Origin of the sequence: Levilactobacillus fujinensis, from assembly GCF_003946335.1 — a bacterium.
Taxonomy (GTDB): domain Bacteria; phylum Bacillota; class Bacilli; order Lactobacillales; family Lactobacillaceae; genus Levilactobacillus; species Levilactobacillus fujinensis.
On the sequence record NZ_RHNX01000019.1, the window covers coordinates 20,019 to 40,261 of the forward strand.

The following is a 20,243-nucleotide window of genomic DNA, read 5'->3' on the forward strand; positions in this document are numbered from 1 at the left end:
GGGAAACCTCCTATTTACTGAATTCAGCGTTGGCAATGGCGGACCGCATTTTCTCGACGGTTCCTTCGGCAATTTCCATGGCCCGTGCGTCGCGAATCAAGTGCTCAACGGGATACTCGCGACTGTAACCGTAACCGGCCAAAATTTGTAGGGTATCATCGCCGGCACTAACGGCGGAGCGCGAACCGTGGGCTTTTGCCATGGCGGCTTCTTCACTGTACGGTTGACCAGCAGCCTTGAGCTGGGCGGCCCGTTGGTAGAGTAACTTCGTTGTTTCCTTACGCATGGCAATGTCGGCGACCTTGCGGTGGGTGACCTGGAGCTCGGTCAGTGGTTTGTCGCCAGCTTTGCGTTCCTTGGCATAGTCCGTTGCGATTTTTAAGTCGTGTTCCATGATGCCGGTCAGCACGGCCCCCATCAGGATGCGGGCATCATCATGCGCCGAGTCGCCAATTTTGCCACCATCGCCGAGTTTTCCCAGTAAATGATCGTCGTCCACGACTATGTGGTCCATGACGATTTCGCCGACTGGGGTGCCTCGAAGGCCGATAAAGTCTTCACGCTTACCAAATGAAAAACCGGGCATGTCTTGATCCACAACAAAGACGGAGAGCTCCTTAGGCGCAGTCTTGACTAGCACACAGTAGACTTGGGCAAGCCCACCGTTCGTGATCATGATCTTGTCGCCGGTGATGATCCAGTGATCGCCTTCGCGGGTCGCAGTCGAGCTGATGCCCATGGGATTCGATCCGCCGCTGGCTTCGGTCATGGAAAAGGCGAAGATGCGATCGTTAGCCGAGGGTAGTAATTGCTGTTGTAAGGCGGGTGTCCCGAATTTTAAAATCTGGTCGATGGTCTTGAAATGACCTTCGAGGGTCACAGCCGTACTGGCGTTTCCCTGAGCAATGTGATTTAGGGCCGTTGCCGTGACCTCGGGGCCGAAACCGGCACCACCGAATTTCTGGGGTAACATGAGGCCCAAGAAACCAGTATCTGTGAGCTTTTGGATGAAGCCTGCGGGAAAATCCCCGGCGGCGTCCATCGGCATGTCCTGGGGAGCAATCTCCCGGGCAGTGTAATCATCAACCATTTGTAACAAAAGCTTTTCTGCGGCAAGTGTTGTGACTGGCATAGTGAAGTTCCTCCTTATCAAACGATTTAATTGTGGTGTGGGTCGTCGTAGGTTGGCAAGAACTGCGCCCGGAGATTTAAAGTCAAGGGTCGTCCAGCCAGCCGATAACGACGTAACGTGAGTGAATTGCGTTTATAATCTCTGGATAGTAGCCTTTACCATAAGGTGACAAGCCGACACCCACTTCATTGTTCATCACTGAACGATGTGGCGTAAGTATAGCTAATAATCACGTGATAAGTCCAGTGCATATTTCAGTTATTAGAATATTAGATATTCTTAGCAAGAATAAATACGATTCTAAAATAATATATTTGGCTTTAACTGATGACGTTGTTATTCAAAAAAAGTAGGCGATAGTCCTTGATATAAAGGCAATCCTAAATGTCTGCTTAAAAAGGATGATTTCTACGAGAAGATTTTCCGGAGGCACAATTTTGTTTATAATTTGTGCGTGATTGGCGAGAAATTTTGGTGATTTACGCGGCCTAAACAGAAAATTAGTTTGTGCACGCTGACTAAAACGGGTGAATTTGGTTACGAATTTTGGGCCACAGAGACAAAGCGGTAATGACTGAATCTTAGCAATCAGAAAATTTTAGTAAAAAATTGGTACTTACCAGCGGAGTATTATACAATGAAACCGGATTCTTTTAATTTGGAGGTGCCATTTTTTATGGAAATTACCACAAGCGCTGCTGGGATGTTGCACCAGCAAGAAGTTACCAAATACTTATTGACCAATCAACAAGGGACACGGGTCGCCATTTTGACCTGGGGCGCGACGCTACAAGAATTTAGTGTCGATGAAGATGGTCAACGTCGTCAATTGATTGTGAACTTACCTAATCTAGCTGATTACGATCACAACCCCTATTACTTATGCCAAACGTTAGGCCGAGTTGCTGGCCGAATCGCCGGTGCGCAATTTGATCTGGATGGCCGAACGATTCATTTGGATGCTAACGAAGAACCAAATGCTAGTCATGGTGGGCCACATGGGTTTACCTTCGTCAATTGGGCCGCCACGACGACACAGACCGCTGATACCGCAAGTGTTGTGCTGACTCATACGGCCACAACTGCCGATGACAAGTATCCGGGTAACCTCAAGACGACGGTCACTTACACGTTGACCGAGGAAAACCGGCTAGACATTACCTTTGACGCACAGAGTGATGCTACCACCCTGTTCAACCCAACAGTCCACACCTACTTTAACGTCACCGATGACCAACATAGTCTGGATGATCAGTGGTTGAAGCTGAGTGGCGACAAGCGTTTGGTCTTAGACCAAGCCAAGATTCCAACCGGTGAAATGGCCGCCACTGCGACTACCGGTTATGATTTCAGCAAACCACGGACGATCAAAGATGGCTTAGACCAATTACACCGAACGGGGCAAGTCGAATATGATGATGCCTTTGTTGTGGAGCCTAGCAAGGACACCCCAATTGCCACGATTGGGGACACTACCGGCCACCGCGAAGTCCAAGTTTATTCCGACCGCAACGGGCTAGTTGTCTTCACAGCCAACCCAACGGACGAAAAGCGTGCTGACCAACGGGACTACAATGCACTAGCCATGGAAGCCCAAACATTACCAGATGCCATTCACCATACGGACTTTGGCGACGTGATTTTACCGGCTAACCAACCCGTCACCCATTTAATTAGCTATCAGTACATTAGAAAGTAAGAGGAGAGATTACAATGAGTTGGCAAGAAAATTACCAAGTGTGGCAACAACAACCGACGATGATTCCATACATCAAGGCCGAGTTAACGGCAATCGCCGATGACGACGCTGCGAAAAAGGCGGCTTTTACGGGGCCAATGAGCTTTGGGACGGCCGGCATGCGCGGGGTTATGGGACCAGGAATCGGTCAAATGAACGTCTACACGGTCCGGCAAGCCACTGAAGGGGTCGCCCGTTATCTGGATACCCTGGATGAAGCCACAAAGCAACGCGGGGTCGCCATTAGTTTCGATTCCCGTTACCACTCCAACGAATTCGCGCATGAAGCGGCCCACGTTTTGGGCGCCCATCACATCCCAAGCTACGTTTTCGATGACATGCGGCCCACACCAGAATTGTCCTTCGCCGTTCGTCATTTAAACACGGCTATGGGGATCATGATTACGGCCAGCCACAACCCTAAACAGTACAATGGCTTTAAGATCTATGGCCCAGATGGTGGGCAAATGCCACCTAAGGCGTCCGATATGATTACCGAGTTCGTCCGTTCTGCCAAGGATGTCTTCGGCATTGCGGTCGCTGAGGAACAACATCTACGTGCCGACAACACACTCCAGATTATTGGGGAAAACGTTGATCAACCTTACCTGAAAAATGTCGAGAGCGTTACCATCAACGCTGACCTGGTTCACAGTGTGGGGAAGACCATGAAGTTGATCTACACACCGCTTCATGGGACGGGGAAGGTCATCGGCGAACGTGCCTTGCGTGGCGCCGGCTTTGAAAACTTTACCATGGTTCCCGAACAAGCCATTGCCGATCCTGAGTTTCCAACTGTGCCGTTCCCGAACCCCGAGTTCTCGCAAGCCTTTGACATGGCGATTGCCTTAGGAAAGAAGGAAGGGGCTGACTTACTAGTCGCTACCGATCCCGATGCCGACCGCTTGGGTGCTGCTGTTCGTGAACCGAATGGGGACTACCAATTGTTGACGGGAAACCAAATTGCCTCGATTCTGTTGGCATACATTTTAAAGGCGCGTAAGCAGTCTGGACAGTTGCCAGCTGACGGGCGAGTCGTGAAGTCCATCGTTTCGACCGAGCTGGCCACCAAGATTGCGGCCGCTTACGGCGTTGAAATGAAGAACGTGTTGACTGGGTTCAAGTTTATTGCTGAACAGATTCACCAGTACGAAACCAATCACGATCACACCTTCCTGTTTGGCTTTGAGGAAAGTTATGGCTACCTGATCAAGCCATTCGTCCGGGACAAAGACGCCATCCAATCGACGGTCTTGCTGGCCGAAGTCGCTGCTGATTACAAGCAACGGGGGATGACCCTTTACGATGGCATCGAGGAACTTTACGCGACCTACGGCTACTTTGCCGAAAAGACCACGTTTGAGGAATTCCCTGGTGTTGACGGTGCCGACCAAATGGCCCACCTGATGAGCGAATTCAGAGAAAATGCACCGAAGTCCTTTGCCGACACAACGATTGCTGCCGTCGAAGACTTCTCGACGGGTGTGAAGACGGCGGCTGATGGGACGACCAACAAAATCGATCTGCCACAGTCAAACGTTTTGAAGTATTGGCTGAGTGATGGCACTTGGATCTGCATTCGGCCTTCAGGGACCGAACCTAAAGTCAAGTTCTACATTGGAACCAGCGATAAGACCGATGCAGCTGCCCATGCGCGACTGGACCGGTTCGAACAAGCTTTGAAGGCTTATGTTAGTTCTGTAAAATAGGGCTTGAACTAGGTCACACGGTGGTTGCCAGAGATTCAGCTGCACTGGTTGGCCGCCACAATACACATTAAAATTCATAGGAGCTCGTCTAACCAGAATGGGGTTGGGCGGGCTCTTTTATGCCTTATCTGCACGACGAGAGTTTTAAAAACTTCTTATGGTGTCACAACGATACTGAGACTAAAATTAGACCGCAAATTGACGAATCTGAGCCGACGGAATTCCTGACAATTGCAATGTGGCCAATTTATCCTCATTTGGGAATGCCAATGGCTGCTAACACTGGATTAAAGCACACAATGCCACTTTCTTTAGGCCGTATTGAAAACGTAGAAGCACGATTAAGCGTAAATATTGGTGAAATAGCAGATGCTAAATATATGTTTAGTAAATTTTTAGTCAACAAAATACAACCGGTTGCAATGCCTGCGTAGAACATGTTTGGCAAATACTTAGTAATTATTTACACAATAAAAAAGGTTGCATCTTATGGTCCAGACCGTTATTATTACCACTGTAAAGCGCTTACATTTAAGTAAAATGTTAAACGTGACTTTACTAGATTAGTTAACTAACACTTATCTACTCAGGTTAAACCGACTTACCGTGACTGATGTAATCGATTGTATTCGCCGAGAAGCGGCCGTTGATGGGTAACCTAAGTGGATAATGAGATAAGACTAAGGAGTGTTTCCAAATGGCTAAGAAAGACGAGAAGATTACTTTAGACCCGAAAGAATTTGCTGCAGCTGTTTTGGGTGGTAACGCACAGCGACCGGATGAGGAAAATAAATTGTACATCAAGCGGCAATTGACCCTCTATTTGGAAGCCACGCTACTTGCACAGGACTTTAACCACCTCGAAGAATCACAATTCGATATGGCTAAGGCTCAGCAACGGGAAGAGGTTCTTTCTAAGATTATCGAACACCGGTACCACTAAATCCTAGTGGCCACTGGGTTGTCAGTTAAGTTCCCCGTTGAAAGGTGTGGAAAAAATAATGATTAAGCAATATGTCTCATATGCTCTAGGGGCGTTCGGGCACGATGCGTTCTATGCAACTCTTAATACTTACTTTGCAATGTTTGTCACAAGTGCCTTGTTCGTTGGCAATGGTGCGGCTGCTGAAGCCGGGATCGTCACCACGATGGTCGTTGTCATTCGGTTGGTTGAAATCGCCTTTGACCCGATGATCGGTGGGATGGTCGATAACACCGATACCAAGATGGGAAAATTCAAGCCGTGGCTGCTTGCCGGGGCCATTGTCAGTTCCATTGGGATCATCCTGATGTTCTCCAGCATGTTTGGGCTAGCAGATTCCAACAAGACGCTTTACTTCTTAGCCTTTGGAATCGTCTTTGTCATTATGGATATTTTCTATTCGTTTAAAGATATTTCATTCTGGTCTATGCTACCTGCTTTGAGTGTTGATACTAAGGTTCGTAACAAGTTCGGGACGGTTGGGCGTTTCGGTTCTACCTTGGGTTCTCAAGGGGTCATTATGGCTGTTATGCCATTGGTCATCTTCTTCTCACAGAAGTTCTCTGGGTCACATGGGAGTACGCAGACCCGTGCCGGCTGGTTAGGATTTGCTATTGTTATTGGGGCCGTTTCCTTGTTAGGAGCCTTAGCAACCTTCTTCGGGACGAAAGAAAACAAGAGCCTGATTCGTGAAAATACTGAAAAAACGCGTTTTCGGGATGTCTTCAAGGTTATCGGTGAAAATGATCAGCTGATGTGGTTGGGGTTGTCCTACTTGTTATTTGCCCTCAGCTACGTGGTCACCAACTCCCTCCTGATTTATTACTTCCGTTATGTCATTGGTAACTCCAATGCCTACACAGTTATTGGTGGGGTCACCGCCGTCTTAGGGGTACTTTCCGTTCCCTTATTCCCAACGATCGTGTCAAAGATTACCCGGCGTGGTGTTTACGTCGGTGGTATCTGCATGATGTTGCTCGGGTACATTCTGTTTAACTTTGCCGGGACCAACATCATCATGATGTACATTGCCGATGCCGTCTTCTTCTTCCCATACCCCATGATTTTCTTGGCCGCTTTGATGACCATCACGGACAGTGTGGAATATGGTCAGTACAAGAACGGGACGCGGAACGAATCAGTGACGTTATCCGTTCGGCCATTGATCGACAAATTAGCAGGGGCCTTCTCAACGGGGATCGTGGTTATTGCCGCCGTTCACGCTGGGATGACTGGAAACGCAAAACCAAGTGATATCACAGCTCATGGCATGTTCATTTTCCATTCCTTTATTTTCTACATGCCAATGGTTTTGTTGATCTTGTCGGCGCTGATCTACCAATTCAAGGTTACCTTGTCAGAAAAGAAGCACGCGGAAATCGTCCGTAAACTTGAAAAGAAACTTGAAACCGAACAGGCTGAGGAAGAAGCTTCAGCCAAGTAAGTCAGTACTAAGGGCCGCGGGCAGAACATGTCTGTGGCCTTTAGTTTAGGGTCGTGTGAACGGGGTTCCGCTTGAAAGCGGGCCAGTCTTCTCGCTTGCTTTTAAGTCGCGAAAAACACGTGTCTTAAAAGTCGTCTATTCTGTCGGCTGACAAAGGACGCCAGCTGATACTATTTCCACGAGCAGCAAGGCGAAGGGGATAGCTATCTTTGTACCGATAACTGGGTGCTAGCGTGAAGGAAAGCGCTTTATTAAATGATTGACATAACTGCTAAACGCGGTTATGATAGCTGTAGTAAAAAATTTACTAAAAAATTTATTAAGGAGTTAATCGCCATGGATTTCGCCAGCTTAGCAACTGAATACCAAGAAAAGTTTGATGTCACCCCACAACGGGTGTTCTTCTCACCAGGCCGGATCAACTTGATCGGTGAATACACCGACTTCAACGGTGGGCACGTTTTCCCAGCCGCTATTAGTATGGGAACCTACGCCGCATTTTCAGCGCGTGATGATCGCAACTTCCGTGTGTATTCTGCCAATGTACCGAATGCCGGAATGTTAACATTCTCACTGGATGATTTGAAATTTGATAAGGCTGATAACTGGGCCAACTACCTTAAAGGGATGTTGTTCGAGCTGGCGAAGCAGAATCTGACCATCGACCATGGGTTTGACCTCTTCGTCCACGGGAACTTACCAGATGCTTCAGGGCTATCTTCATCGGCCTCAATGGAAATGTTAATGGGAGAAATCCTGCATGCCGGTTATGGTATGCAGCTCGATGAAGTCGAAATGGTTAAGGTCGGCCAACAGGTTGAAAATGACTACTTCGGTCTGAACACTGGAATCATGGACCAATTTGCTATTGGGATGGGGAAGAAAGATCAAGCCATCCTGCTTGACACGAACACCTTAGATTACCAATACGCGCCACTTGCTTTGGGCGACTACGTGGTAGTTATCATGAACACCAAGAAGCGTCGTGAGTTGACGGATTCTAAGTACAACGAACGCCGTGCCCAATGTGAAGAAGCCCTCCGTCGCTTGCAAGTGAAGCTGGATATTAAGACGCTAGGTGACTTGAGCGAAGACGAGTTTGACGAAAATGCCTACCTGATCAACGATGATATCTTGATCAAGCGTGCTCGTCACGCTGTGTTCGAAAATCAACGGACGTTAAAGGCCTTCGAAGCGCTACAAGCCAACGACTTGAAGCGCTTCGGTCATTTGGTCAACGCCTCACACGTTTCCTTACATTACGACTTTGCTGTAACTGGAAAGGAACTCGACACGTTAGTTGAAACGGCTTGGGAACAACCAGGCGTCCTGGGTGCCCGGATGACCGGTGCCGGTTTCGGTGGTTGTGCGATCGCTTTGGTCAAGAAGACCAATGTCGATGAATTTGAAAGTGCTGTCGGTAAGGTCTATGAAGACACTATCGGCCATCCAGCCGAATTCTACGTTGCTGAAATTGCGGACGGCCCTAAGGAAATCCAAGCCTAAAGATTTAGATTGTACTGGATTGCTCGCGTTGCGATTCCCGGGGGCCCTGCCTGCTGTGGGGATGCCTCAGTCTGAAAAATCACCATTTTTTCTTGCGCATTCCTAAGCCGCCGTGGCGTAGAGGCCGACAAAAGAAGCTGGCCAATACCTCTATCACGGCTGGACGCAGTAATCACATTAGAGATAAAATGAAACAGTAGTAAAAGTTTAGTGTTGCCATAGCTGGAGGTGGCGTACCCGACCACCATAGGCGACAACTGCTAAACATAAAAATGGTAAAAACATTAATTTGAGGAGGAATTGATCAATGACAGTTTTAGTCTTAGGTGGTGCCGGTTACATCGGCTCACACGCCGTCGATCGTTTAGTTGAAAAGGGTTACGATGTTGCCGTCGTCGACAACTTGGTAACGGGGCACCGGGCCGCAGTAAACAAGAAGGCACGGTTCTACGAAGGAGACGTACGTGATCAAGACTTCCTGAACGGTGTTTTTGACAAGGAAGATATCGAAGGTGTGATTCACTTTGCTGCCTTCTCCGTGGTGCCTGAATCCATGAAGAAACCGCTGAAGTACTTCGATAACAATACGGCCGGTATGGTTTCTTTGCTAGAGGTCATGAATAAACATAACGTGAAGCGCATCGTCTTTTCATCGACGGCTGCGACTTACGGCGAACCTAAGCAGATTCCAATCAAGGAAACTGATCCCCAGATTCCAACCAACCCATACGGCGAAAGCAAGTTAATGATGGAAAAGATCATGCGTTGGTCTGACGAAGCTTACGGGATTAAATTTATTGCCTTACGTTACTTTAACGTTGCCGGTGCTAAGGAAGACGGAAGCATTGGTGAAGACCATCATCCAGAAACCCACCTGGTGCCAATCATTTTACAAGTGGCTGCGGGTGAACGGAAAGAATTAGCCATCTTCGGTAGCGACTACCCAACAAAGGATGGGACCAACGTACGGGATTATGTCCACGTCGTTGATTTGGCCGATGCGCACATCTTAGCTCTGGAATACCTAAAGGCTGGTCATGACAGCGATGCCTTTAACCTCGGTTCTTCAACTGGGTTCTCTAACAAGGAAATGTTAGAAGCCGCACGTAAGGTCACGGGCAAAGAAATTCCCGCAACGATGGCGCCACGGCGCGCCGGTGACCCAAGTACGTTGATTGCTGCTAGTGACAAGGCCCGCAAAGTTTTGAATTGGCAACCCCGGTTTGATAACGTTGAGGACATCATCCGAACGGCCTGGAACTGGAAGCAAACGCATCCACAAGGCTACAATGATCGGACTGAGGAGAAGTAAACGATGGCTGAAGATACAAGTCAAAAATTTATTGATTACATCGTGTCTTCACCGGCGCCTTACACGGAACTCGACCGGCAATACGTCACGAATCGCATCTTCGCTTTGGTTGGCGACGGTCAGGCCAAGCCCGCTAAGGCGGATACGCCTATCGACCTGGTCAACGCCTTGATTGAAACGGCGATTGCGCATGGTAAAATCGAGGATTCTCCAAGTCCTAAAGAAATTTTGGAATCACAATTGATGGATTTGATGACGCCGCTTCCTTCTGCCGTTAACCGCGGTTTTTGGGATCGCTATCAGGAGAGTCCCTCTAAGGCGACGGACTGGTTCTACCAGTTGAGTCAAGACAATAACTATATCAAGACACGCAACATTGCGAAAAATGTGGTCTTCCCGGCCAAGACGGTAGCGGGTGAGTTGGAGATTACCATTAACCTGTCCAAACCGGAAAAGGATCCCAAGGCCATTGCAGCAGCTCAGACGCAAAAGCAGACGAGTTATCCCTTGGATCAGCTTTGTATGACCAATGAAGGGTACTTGGGCCGACTCGGTTATCCCGCTCGGAGCAATCACCGAATCATTCGGTTGATGTTGGGCGGCGAAACCTGGGGCTTTCAGTACTCGCCATATGCTTACTTTTCGGAACATGCCATCTTCCTGGCCAAGGAACACCGGCCAATGGTCATCAACCAACACACGTTTACCAATCTTTTGGAAATTGTGCAGACGTTGCCGACCTACTTTGTCGGGAGCAATGCCGACTTGCCAATCGTAGGGGGGTCCATGCTGACTCACGATCATTATCAGGGGGGAAAACATACCTTCCCAATGATGAAGGCACCGATTGACCGACCAGTGGACTTAGGCGTGGCTGGTGTCACGGCCGGAATCGTTAAGTGGCCAATGACCGACATCCGGTTGACCGGGAGTCAACCGGAAGCACTGATCAATGCGGCCACGAAGGTTTTGGACAGCTGGATCGACTACTCTGACGCGTCCGTTGATGTACGGGCCTACACAGATAATGTGCGTCACCACACAATTACGCCAATTGCGTACCGCGATGGCGCCGACTACGTCCTGGACCTCGTGCTGCGGGACAACCAGACATCCGCCCAGTATCCGGATGGTATTTTCCATCCGCATCAGGACGTCCAACACATTAAAAAGGAAAATATTGGTCTGATCGAAGTCATGGGCCGGGCAATTTTACCAGCACGACTCAAGACAGAAATGGCCGAGGTCACCAAGTACTTACTAGGTCAGCCGAACCAAATGGCCGACATGCACAAGCCTTGGGCCGATAGTCTCAAGCAAGATCATTCGTTGACGGCAGAGAACGTTACGCCGGTCTTACACCAAGCCATTGGTGACGTCTTTGCACGGGTCTTAGCCGACGCTGGTGTCTTCAAGCGCGATGCTGAGGGTCAAGCCGCGTTAGATAAGTTTATTGCACAGATTTAGTGAGCCGGCAACGGTTGACGATGAATCTGTGAATGGTAACGTTATTTGGAAACTGGGTGGCTTGTAAGCCGATAGTTTCGGTAGCGCAACAGTAATTGTAGCCGTGGGCAGTTAGGTCCGTAGCCCGGTGTCGGTGGTGCAAGACCGGTGTTCTGCTGGTCCCCACAGGACGGAGAACCTAACTGACAAGGCGGCCAAGAAAAGGGAGGTGATGGCAATCGCAGCCACGTTAAAAGATATTGCGAAGTCCGTTGGTGTTTCGCTGGCCACGGTGTCGCGGGTGTTGAATTATGACCGGACACTGTCTGTCAGTGACTCAACGCGAAAGCAGATTTTTGAAGTTGCCGAGGAGTTGAACTACAGCAAACTCAAGCATCGGGCGAGCGCGCCAACTAAACAGCTTAAGATTGCCATCGTTCAGTGGTATTCCAAGACCAAGGAACTAGATGACTTGTACTACATGTCGATTCGCTTAGGCCTGGAGAAGCGGAGTGATGAGCACCATTTCTTAGCGACCAGAACGTTTCAAAACGACTTGCAGGCCATTGAACCCGATGTTGACGCCATTATTGCCATCGGTAAGTTTAGCGATTCACAGGTCGCAGCAATGGCCCAGTTAACCCCCAACCTGGTGTTTGTGGACCAAGACCAGCTTTGCCATGGATATGACAGCGTGGTCACGGACTTCCGGTTCGCGGTGCGCCAAGTCATTGATTTCTACTGGCAACGCAACCAACGGGAAATCGGGTTGTTGTACGGGACGGAATGGACGACGGATGGGCAACTGGAAGTTGTCGACCCCCGGTACAATGCTTTTAAGCAGGAAATGAAAGCCCGGAATGCCTTTGATGATCGCCTGGTATTTGCGGGCGACTACACCAACCATTCTGGCTATCAGGAGATGCAAACGGCAATTGCGGAGTTGGGTGACGACCTGCCGTCGGCGTTCTTCGTCACCAATGATCCTATGGCGGCTGGGGCGTTGAAGGCACTTCACGAGAACAATATCGACGTGCCAAGCAGAGTTAGTTTGTTCAGCTTCAATGACACGACGATTGCCAAGTACGTCTTTCCCGAGCTGAGTAGCGTGCACGTCAACACCGAGCTTTTAGGTGCAACGGCTGTGGATTTGGTGGAAAATCGTCTCCAAACCGGGCGTACCACACCCCAATTGGTTACGATCGGCACGACGCTCGTTTCACGTGAAAGTACCCAATCAGATAAGAAGTAAAAGAAACTGAGAGAGAACGTTGTCACCAGCAGACTATCTAGTCTACGGCGGTAACGTTCTTTTTATGATCGTTAAATAAGGTCGTACTGTGGTGGTCAAAGATTCCGTCTGAAAAGCAGTCTTCCAGAATGCGTCAAAGAAACGAAAAGTAGGTGTCGCCGCGGTTGTCTCCTATCTGCCAGTCGGTCCGGTGACGGGGCCAACCTGGTTGTTCACCTCCAACATCTAGTAGGCCGTCAGATTAAGATTTGCTAATTCAGCGATACAAAAAATAAATAAAATAAATTTCTTAAATCAGAAAAATTATGACCCATTTAATTGTGTCAGCGACGGGTCGTTTACTACTTAGGGGAGTTCTCGTTTGGGATGGCATGAGCTGGCCGGTTAAACGGGTTTATCATTTTTTGTCCACTTACAGTTAACTGCTAGGGAGGAAAACTTGTACCGCACCCGTTAACTATGTTACATAGCGGCGCGATTTGAAATGTCTAGGGGCAATCCAACTTTTTCTACATATTGTATTTGCATTCTATTTTTGATACCATATATGGTGCATTATTGTTGAAGGAGCGATTGATATGATGAACACAACAACGGCCGCAGCAGTCACATTGACGGCGGATTTTATTGAAAAAGTGGAGCAAGAGGTTACCCCCCACTGGGGTGAACTGGGCTGGGTCACCTATAAGCGGACCTATGCGCGCTGGTTGCCAGACCAACAGCGGACCGAAGAATGGCCCGAGACGGTTAAACGGGTGGTCGAAGGTAATATCAACCTTGACCCCCGGCTACATGCGGACAACGTCGATGGACAAGTGGTCGCCGACTTAACGCAAGAGGCCCAACGGCTCTTTAAACTGGTCTACGGCTTAGCCGCAACGCCTTCTGGCCGTAATCTCTGGATCTCTGGAACCGATTATCAACATCGAAATGGAGATGCACTAAACAACTGCTGGTTCGTCGCTATTCGGCCACAAGCCTATGGTGACAGCCATATCGTGCCAAGTTACTTAAAACCCGATCAAATTGTGGCATCCATGCCATTTTCATTTATGTTCGACCAACTCATGAAGGGCGGCGGTGTCGGTTTTTCCGTTACACCAGATAACGTTAGGCAGATGCCTAAGGTCGATCAAAGTGTAGAATTGACCATAGTGATCGACGCCGACAGTGCCTCTTACGACGCCTCTGTAGCCTTGGGAGCTGTGGACCGGTCAACGTGGATGCACAGTCATTCCTTGGCTGACGCACGCTATTACCGGCTACCAGACACTCGTGAAGGCTGGGTCTTAGCCAATGCCAACATGATCGATGCCCATTTTAATGCTAGCAATCCCGACCATAAGACCCAAGTTGTCTTGGATATCAGCGATATTCGGCCCAAGGATGCACCGATCCATGGCTTTGGCGGGACCGCTTCTGGTCCAATGCCACTGGTTGAAATGCTCTTTGACATCAATCAAATCTTAAACGACGCGGTGGGCCGGAAATTGACCGCCGTGGACTGTACGGACATGGGCAACATGATTGGCAAAACCGTCGTGGCTGGGAATGTCCGGCGTTCGGCTGAACTCGCCTTGGGTGGTGCCGAAGACGATGACTTTATTACCATGAAACAGGATAAAGACAAGCTCTACCATCACCGGTGGGCGTCCAATAACAGTGTGGCCGTCGATAGTCAATTTAACGACTATCAGCCCGTTGCCGACTCCATCCAACATAACGGGGAGCCCGGGATTGTTAATTTGGAGCTGTCGAAGAATTACGGTCGGTTAGCCGATGGGCGTCAAGAAGGCATTGATGGCGCCGTTGAGGGCACCAACCCCTGTGGGGAAATCTCACTGAGCAATGGCGAACCCTGCAACCTGTTTGAAGTCTTCCCAAGTGTTGCTGAAGAACAAGGCTGGAATTTGGAAGATGCCTTTGGTTTAGGCGCCCGGTATACCAAGCGGGTCACGTTTAGCCACTATGATTGGGAAGTCTCCCGCAAGGCCATCCAGAAGAATCGGCGTATTGGGGTTTCCATGTCGGGGATTCAGGACTGGATCTTAAAGACCTTCAAGCAACGCGTGGTTACTGGCTTCGAGGCCAAAAAAGATACCACAACCGGCAAGACGTTCATGCGTCCCGTCTACAATCAAGCAGCCGTCAAACGTGTCAACGACCTATATCAAGCCGTTGTTCAAGCCGACAAAAACTACTCCGAAACGCTGGGTTGCCAACCATCCATCAAACACACGACGGTCAAGCCGTCCGGGACGGTGGCCAAATTAGCTGGGGTGTCCGAGGGGATGCATTTCCATTACGCGCGTTACCTGATTCAACGGATTCGGTTCCAAGACAGTGATCCCTTGTTACCAGCCTTAAGGGCCTGCGGTTACAAGGTCGAACCCGATGTTTACAGTCAGAATACGATGTGTGTGGAGTTCCCAGTGAAGGCTGCCCACGCCGACGAAGCTGCATTTGCATCCGCTGGTGAAGTGCCAATGGCGGAACAATTTGCTACCCAAGCGTTCTTGCAGACGTACTGGTCCGACAACGCCGTTAGTTGTACGGTGACCTTCCAACCCGAAGAGGGCAAGGACATCAGTAGTCTCTTGATGCAGTACCGCAACACCATCAAGTCCACATCCTTGCTGCCATATAGTGGTGCTGACTTCAAGCAAGCACCAAAGGAGCCTATCGATGAGGAAACGTATCGTCAACACTGCGCACAAATCACGGGTGACGTGGCGGCGACCTTTGCTGAAATGACGGGCAACCACGATCAAAAGGACGTCGAATTGGTCGACCAATCCGATTGCGAAAGCGGCGCCTGCCCTATCCGGTAATCGTGAAATATCTGGGGTCAGCCGCCGCGCCAGTCAGGTGGATGTTGACCTAGCTGATGGTACATCGCGGCTGGCGATGTCAGATTTGACGAAAGCATAATCATGAAGCGTGGAAGCATTGACTGTAACTGGGTCAATGCTTCTTGTGTTATCTGGGTAAAATTGGTCGAGCTTGTGGCTACCTCGAATAGCAATTTATCGTTAACGACTTAGTAGATGACATGTATCCAAATAGTTTGCTAGAAAGGATGCTGTTTCAGGGAGCAGATGTTTCTGTAATGAAGGAAATCAGTTTGAGCCGGAGGATGATGGGATGGAGCTAGCGGTAGTGCGGCAATTTTCGGCTAACTTTAGACTGGACTATTGCCGCGACTTGAGTCAGAATGCTAAGAGGTGGTTAATGATTAAGTGGTACATAAGATGGTTGTGAAAATGAAGGGATGATGGGCATGAAGATTTATACGCGAGTCGGAGATCAAGGCATGACGAAACAAGTTAGTGGCAAAATGGTGTCCAAAACGGATGCACAGATTGTGACGCTGGGGGATGTCGACGAACTACAATCTTATTTAGGGGTTGTTATCGCCAGTTTCAAGTCCGACCAAACCGACCTCATCGATGAACTGAGTGAGGTTCAGCGAAAACTCTACGTGTTGGAGGCTGACATTAGTGTAAAACGGCATCAAGAGATGAGACCAGCCGACACGACGCAGTTGGAACATCGGGTCGACTACTTCATCGCTAATGCGCCAGAATTAAAAGAATTTATCTTACCTGGGGGTTCACCAGCAGGTGCCAATCTCCACTATGCCCGCACGGTAGCCCGTCGCGCAGAACGTTCAGCGGTTGCCTTAAACGCAGAGCAACCTTTGGAGCCAGCTATCCTAACGTACCTCAACCGACTATCAGATTACTTCTTCGCCATGGCCCGCTACGTCAACCATCAAGATGGCGTCGAAGAAATTCTCAGCAACAAGGAAAAGGCTGACCGTAAGGCAGCTAGGGATGCCAAGCGCCAAGCAAAATTAAATGAAACGACCGACTGATCATAAAACAGGTCAAAAAAATCCCAGCAATCGCGACGACTGCTGGGATTTTTTAGTAAGGTCATTTGAAAAATTAAAAACATCGTTAACAATTGAACTGTGAAGACACAATTACCAGATCTTAACGCGGTCAGCAGGGGCGAGGTACATGCCATCTCCCGCCTTGACCCCAAACGTCTGATAGAAGTCGTCCAGGTTCTTGACCTGAACGTTAGCTCGTAGTTTAGCGGGGGCATGCACGTCGATCGATAACAGCAATTGCATGTACTCCGTTGTGGCCTTCATCCGCCAAACGTTGCCCCAGTTGATGAAGAAGGCACGCAGGTCAACATCTGGTTCGGATTTAGCGGCTTCCAGGGCACAGCTTAGGCCACCACCATCGGCAATGTTTTCAGAAACGGTCAGCTTCCCATTGACCTTTTGGCCAGCAAACTCGATGCCATCAAATTCCTTGATCATAGCTTGGGCGAGACCCTTGAAGTGGTCGAGGTCGGCGTCGGTCCACAAGTTGTTCAGGTTCCCAAATTCATCGAATTGGGAGCCGTTGTTGTCAAAGGCGTGAGAAATTTCATGGGCGATAACGGCCCCGATCCCCCCGTAGTTGGCGCTACTGGATTGTTCCAGACTATAGAATGGGGCTTGCAAAATGGCAGCCGGGAAAACAATTTCGTTGTTCGATGGGGAGTAGTAAGCGTTGACCGTGTCAGCACTCATGTCCCACCGTTCGCGGTCGACGGGATGGCCCCAATGACCGAAGTGATTGTCGATGATGATTTCGGTAATGGCCTGCAAGTTGTCAAAAAGGGACTTGGTTTCGTCGATCTTAAACTTACTGAAAAGGGCGTCGATCTTGTCAGGGTAGCCTACCTTGATGGTCAGCTTCTGCAACTTGATGATGGCCTTTTCGCGAGTCGCAGCACTCAACCAATCATTGGTCTTGAGCCGTTGTTGGTAAACGTTGGCCATCTTCAGAACCATTTGACGAACGTCGGCCTTAGCTTTTTCACCGAAGTACTTGCGGCCGTAGTAGTCACCAACGACTTGGCTGAAGGTGCCAGTTGCCAGATAGAAGGCCGCCTTTTCGCGAGACTGAGCCTGTTTTTGCCCGGACAAAGCTCGGTTGTAGGTGCCACCGACTTGGCGGAATTCTTCAGTCAGAGCCCCTCTAGCACCCATTGCGGTCTTGACCAGCATCCAACTCTTGATCAACGCGAAGTTGGCTGGCGTCAAGATGTCGTTAGCGGCGTCAAAGAAGAGCGGTTGTGGCAAGATGACTTGATCTGGCGTGTCGTTGATGAGGCCCTTAACGACGGCGGTCAAATCAATGTGGTCGAGTTTAGCGTCGACGTCGGCCAGTGGGAATGGGTTGTACATTTTAACGTAGTCGGCGGCTTCTTCGGATGACTTCACATGCGGTGCGATTTGTGCATCGAATTGCTTGGCTTGTTCGACGACGGTCGTGGCCTTGTCTTCAGTGTAGCCGGCGAGTTCAAGTAGTTTAACAGCCGTTTGCGTGAAAATCGGTAAGAGTTGTTTAGCGGCCGGATTGTCCTTGGCATAGTAAGTCTTGTCGGGCAGGAAGAGACTTGGGGCGTCCACATAAAGGGCATATTGGCTAGTGTTCTTCATGTCGGCGTCGACCCCGATGTCAATTGGCGTTGGCAAGTCCGTCTTGAACCATTCAACTAAATGTGCGTTGAGGTCAGCGAAGTCTTTGAGCGCTTCGATCTTGGCCAAAACGGGCTTAAGGGGCGCGGTGCCCACCTTTTCTCGTTCGGCGGAATCACTGGTGAGGGTGTAGAGCTTTTTAAACTCTGCCATCTCAGGATTAGCTGGTTCGAGCTTCCCAGCAAGCAGATCGCCAAAGTCGTGCATCAAAGTCTTTTCGATGTTGTCGGCCAGATCACGGAAACCACCGGTCGTCGCATGGTCACCAGGAATCGTGGCCTGTTCAGCCCACTTGCCGTTAACGGCCTCATAAAAATCTTGGGTAACTTGAGACTCGTCGACAGGGAACCTATCAGCACCACCAGCTGGTGAAACAGTCATTAAATGGTTAAGTCGCATACGGAATCCTCCTTAAAATAATCGTTACAAACAGAGTAACCCTTTTAACTACAAAAGGGAATTTTTTTATCATCAAAATTTAATAAAAGCGGATTTTCCACCCAGAAAGGCGCGGATAAGAGCCAGATTGCAGCTCTGACTAAAAATGGGGCGCTGACGATTGGGTCAGACCCCCATTTACCGGCGTTATTCTTCACCGAGAACCTTCTTCTTGGTATGCAGAACGGGACGACGGAACTTCGGCCGTGTCCGGTCCCAAATGGCAATGTTTTGTTGGTACTGGGTAAAGAAATCGTTGATATTTTCGGTGGTCAGATTAGTTGGAATCTGGTCCCAGGCTTCAGCACTTTGTAGAAAGGCCTGGTGGATGTCGTGTTCAACGTTGGTCCCTTTGGTGGTTAGCCGCAGGTACTTCACGCGTCGATCATCCAACTTTGCTTCCTGTTCAACGAATCCATCAAGTAGTAGCGCCCGTAACTTGCGGGCCGCAGCGGAACGGGTCGTGTGGGTTGCATCTGCCAACTCACTCAGCGTAATGTTGCGTTGCTCATGAATTTGTTTCAGCAGTAAATACTGTTCGAAGCTTACCGAGTACTGCCCCGTAATTTGTTCGGCGGCGTTGATCAACACCCGAAAAATTTCTCGGTACTGGCGTAAGAACGCTTCAAATACTCTCTCTTCATGTTGCATGAAAACTCCCCCCTAGGAAAAACATGGTCTGCTGGTTTAGTGAACTTTGCCAACAAAATAACGGTCGCTATTCACTACATCAGCATACCGTTATTATGCCGCCTGACTGGTGGGGATAAAAATGATTGCGCTTGGAGACGGTGGCTAAGATAAGTCACCTTGTATTCTAATGAGTAAAGGTAAGCAGTTATTGCGCGGGTTGAAGGAAGGCAAGGGTGTCGCTTGGCTGCCAAACGTAAAGGTCGTCACACCGGTAACCGCGCAGCCAGAGGGTATCGTCGATGCGTCGCAGATAGAATCCTTTGGGCAGATTAGGGTCGTTATTTGCGATTGGCGACATCACAGTGATTGCTCCCTGAGGTGCTTCGTGCTTGCTTAAAATAGAATTGGTACTCCGGACTTGCGTTTGCCACTGCAGTCGAAAGTCAACGGCTAGGGCTAACGGACAAAGCTGTAAGCCAAGCTCGGATGCCCGCCGGAAAATGGTGGGGAGCGTGGCGGGCGTCACTAACGTTAACTCGGCCACAGTTATCACTCGTAAGTGCTGTGTTTGGCCGGCAGACAGCGGGTGAAAGCGTGTGTCGGCAAATAAGTCCTGAGCATGGTGATTCAACGAAATCTGTTGCGCAGCGAGTTCCTGTTGAAATTGTTTGGCAGAAAAGCCACTGGTTGTCAAAGCAATGGTGTAAGCCATGGTAACCCCTCCTTAGAGTCTAAAAGGTTGAAGGCCAAAATGTTTGCGTTACTATTTGCGACAGTAGGGATTATTACGGCTAAATTAGTGAAAACAGCCGCACTCCGGCCGCCAGGGATTCCGCTTGCTGTGGGGAACGCTTCCAGCCAAAGGACGAGCTTCCAGCTCGCCTGAAAGCCGCCAAAATCAGGCGTCTCCCAGGTCGTCCCACGATGCAAGCCGGAAAGAACGCCGATTAACATCGTCGACACGGCTAGCTGCATCTCTGGCTGCCTCCGGCTCTGATTGTACATGTCAATTCCAATCACTGAATCCCAAGTGGTCGCTAAAGTTTAAGCATAATTCAATAGCGCTTCAAACGGCATGATCCATGTTGCCTCAGACCAACTACGTC

The 20,243-nt window shown here is 49.4% G+C and carries 15 protein-coding genes; 11 read left to right on the top strand and 4 right to left on the bottom strand.

Annotation, left to right across the window (positions count from 1 at the left end; translation table 11 throughout):
• Window positions 1-10: 10 nt before the first annotated feature.
• Complete coding sequence (locus EKM89_RS08035; protein ID WP_125687434.1) at window positions 11-1,132, bottom strand: acyl-CoA dehydrogenase family protein; 1,122 nt, start codon at window positions 1,130-1,132, stop codon at window positions 11-13.
• 676 nt (window positions 1,133-1,808) lie between these two features.
• On the opposite strand from EKM89_RS08035, the gene EKM89_RS08040 reads away from it, so the two are divergent.
• The 11 genes from EKM89_RS08040 to EKM89_RS08090 all read left to right on the top strand — a co-directional run bounded on the left by EKM89_RS08040 (window position 1,809) and on the right by EKM89_RS08090 (window position 16,398).
• On the top strand, window positions 1,809-2,831 hold the full coding sequence (locus EKM89_RS08040; RefSeq protein WP_125687436.1) for an aldose epimerase family protein: 1,023 nt from the start codon (window positions 1,809-1,811) through the stop codon (window positions 2,829-2,831).
• Between the two features lie 14 nt (window positions 2,832-2,845).
• Window positions 2,846-4,579 carry a phospho-sugar mutase gene (locus EKM89_RS08045; RefSeq protein ID WP_125687438.1) on the top strand — a complete coding sequence of 578 codons (1,734 nt, stop codon included), beginning with the start codon at window positions 2,846-2,848 and terminating at the stop codon, window positions 4,577-4,579.
• A gap of 119 nt (window positions 4,580-4,698) precedes the next feature.
• The gene (locus EKM89_RS08050) at window positions 4,699-5,013 is read left to right on the top strand and encodes a hypothetical protein (protein ID WP_125687440.1); all 315 of its coding nucleotides are present in this window, start codon (window positions 4,699-4,701) and stop codon (window positions 5,011-5,013) included.
• A 263-nt stretch (window positions 5,014-5,276) separates the two neighbouring features.
• Window positions 5,277-5,522, top strand: coding sequence for a hypothetical protein (locus EKM89_RS08055; protein WP_125687442.1), 246 nt, complete (start codon window positions 5,277-5,279; stop codon window positions 5,520-5,522).
• A gap of 58 nt (window positions 5,523-5,580) precedes the next feature.
• On the top strand, window positions 5,581-7,005 hold the full coding sequence (locus EKM89_RS08060; RefSeq protein ID WP_125687443.1) for a glycoside-pentoside-hexuronide (GPH):cation symporter: 1,425 nt from the start codon (window positions 5,581-5,583) through the stop codon (window positions 7,003-7,005).
• A 336-nt stretch (window positions 7,006-7,341) separates the two neighbouring features.
• Window positions 7,342-8,511, top strand: a complete 1,170-nt coding sequence (locus tag EKM89_RS08065) for a galactokinase (protein WP_125687445.1) — start codon at window positions 7,342-7,344, stop codon at window positions 8,509-8,511.
• A 307-nt stretch (window positions 8,512-8,818) separates the two neighbouring features.
• Window positions 8,819-9,823 carry a UDP-glucose 4-epimerase GalE gene (galE, locus tag EKM89_RS08070; protein ID WP_125687447.1) on the top strand — a complete coding sequence of 335 codons (1,005 nt, stop codon included), beginning with the start codon at window positions 8,819-8,821 and terminating at the stop codon, window positions 9,821-9,823.
• Window positions 9,824-9,826: 3 nt separating this feature from the next.
• Window positions 9,827-11,290, top strand: a complete 1,464-nt coding sequence (locus EKM89_RS08075) for a UDP-glucose--hexose-1-phosphate uridylyltransferase (protein WP_125687449.1) — start codon at window positions 9,827-9,829, stop codon at window positions 11,288-11,290.
• Window positions 11,291-11,501: 211 nt separating this feature from the next.
• Window positions 11,502-12,521 (top strand): LacI family DNA-binding transcriptional regulator, encoded by a 1,020-nt coding sequence (locus EKM89_RS08080; protein ID WP_125687451.1) that lies wholly within the window; start codon window positions 11,502-11,504, stop codon window positions 12,519-12,521.
• 581 nt (window positions 12,522-13,102) lie between these two features.
• Complete coding sequence (nrdJ, locus tag EKM89_RS08085; protein WP_125687482.1) at window positions 13,103-15,352, top strand: ribonucleoside-triphosphate reductase, adenosylcobalamin-dependent; 2,250 nt, start codon at window positions 13,103-13,105, stop codon at window positions 15,350-15,352.
• 443 nt (window positions 15,353-15,795) lie between these two features.
• Window positions 15,796-16,398 carry a cob(I)yrinic acid a,c-diamide adenosyltransferase gene (locus tag EKM89_RS08090; protein ID WP_125687453.1) on the top strand — a complete coding sequence of 201 codons (603 nt, stop codon included), beginning with the start codon at window positions 15,796-15,798 and terminating at the stop codon, window positions 16,396-16,398.
• A gap of 111 nt (window positions 16,399-16,509) precedes the next feature.
• Here the strand turns inward: EKM89_RS08090 and EKM89_RS08095 are convergent, their stop codons facing one another.
• From EKM89_RS08095 to EKM89_RS14205, 3 genes are all read right to left on the bottom strand, one after another.
• Window positions 16,510-18,465 (bottom strand): M13 family metallopeptidase, encoded by a 1,956-nt coding sequence (locus tag EKM89_RS08095; protein WP_125687455.1) that lies wholly within the window; start codon window positions 18,463-18,465, stop codon window positions 16,510-16,512.
• Window positions 18,466-18,651: 186 nt separating this feature from the next.
• Window positions 18,652-19,155, bottom strand: coding sequence for a MarR family transcriptional regulator (locus EKM89_RS08100; RefSeq protein ID WP_125687457.1), 504 nt, complete (start codon window positions 19,153-19,155; stop codon window positions 18,652-18,654).
• Window positions 19,156-19,342: 187 nt separating this feature from the next.
• Window positions 19,343-19,849 (bottom strand): hypothetical protein, encoded by a 507-nt coding sequence (locus EKM89_RS14205; RefSeq protein WP_225421849.1) that lies wholly within the window; start codon window positions 19,847-19,849, stop codon window positions 19,343-19,345.
• Window positions 19,850-20,243: the final 394 nt, after the last annotated feature.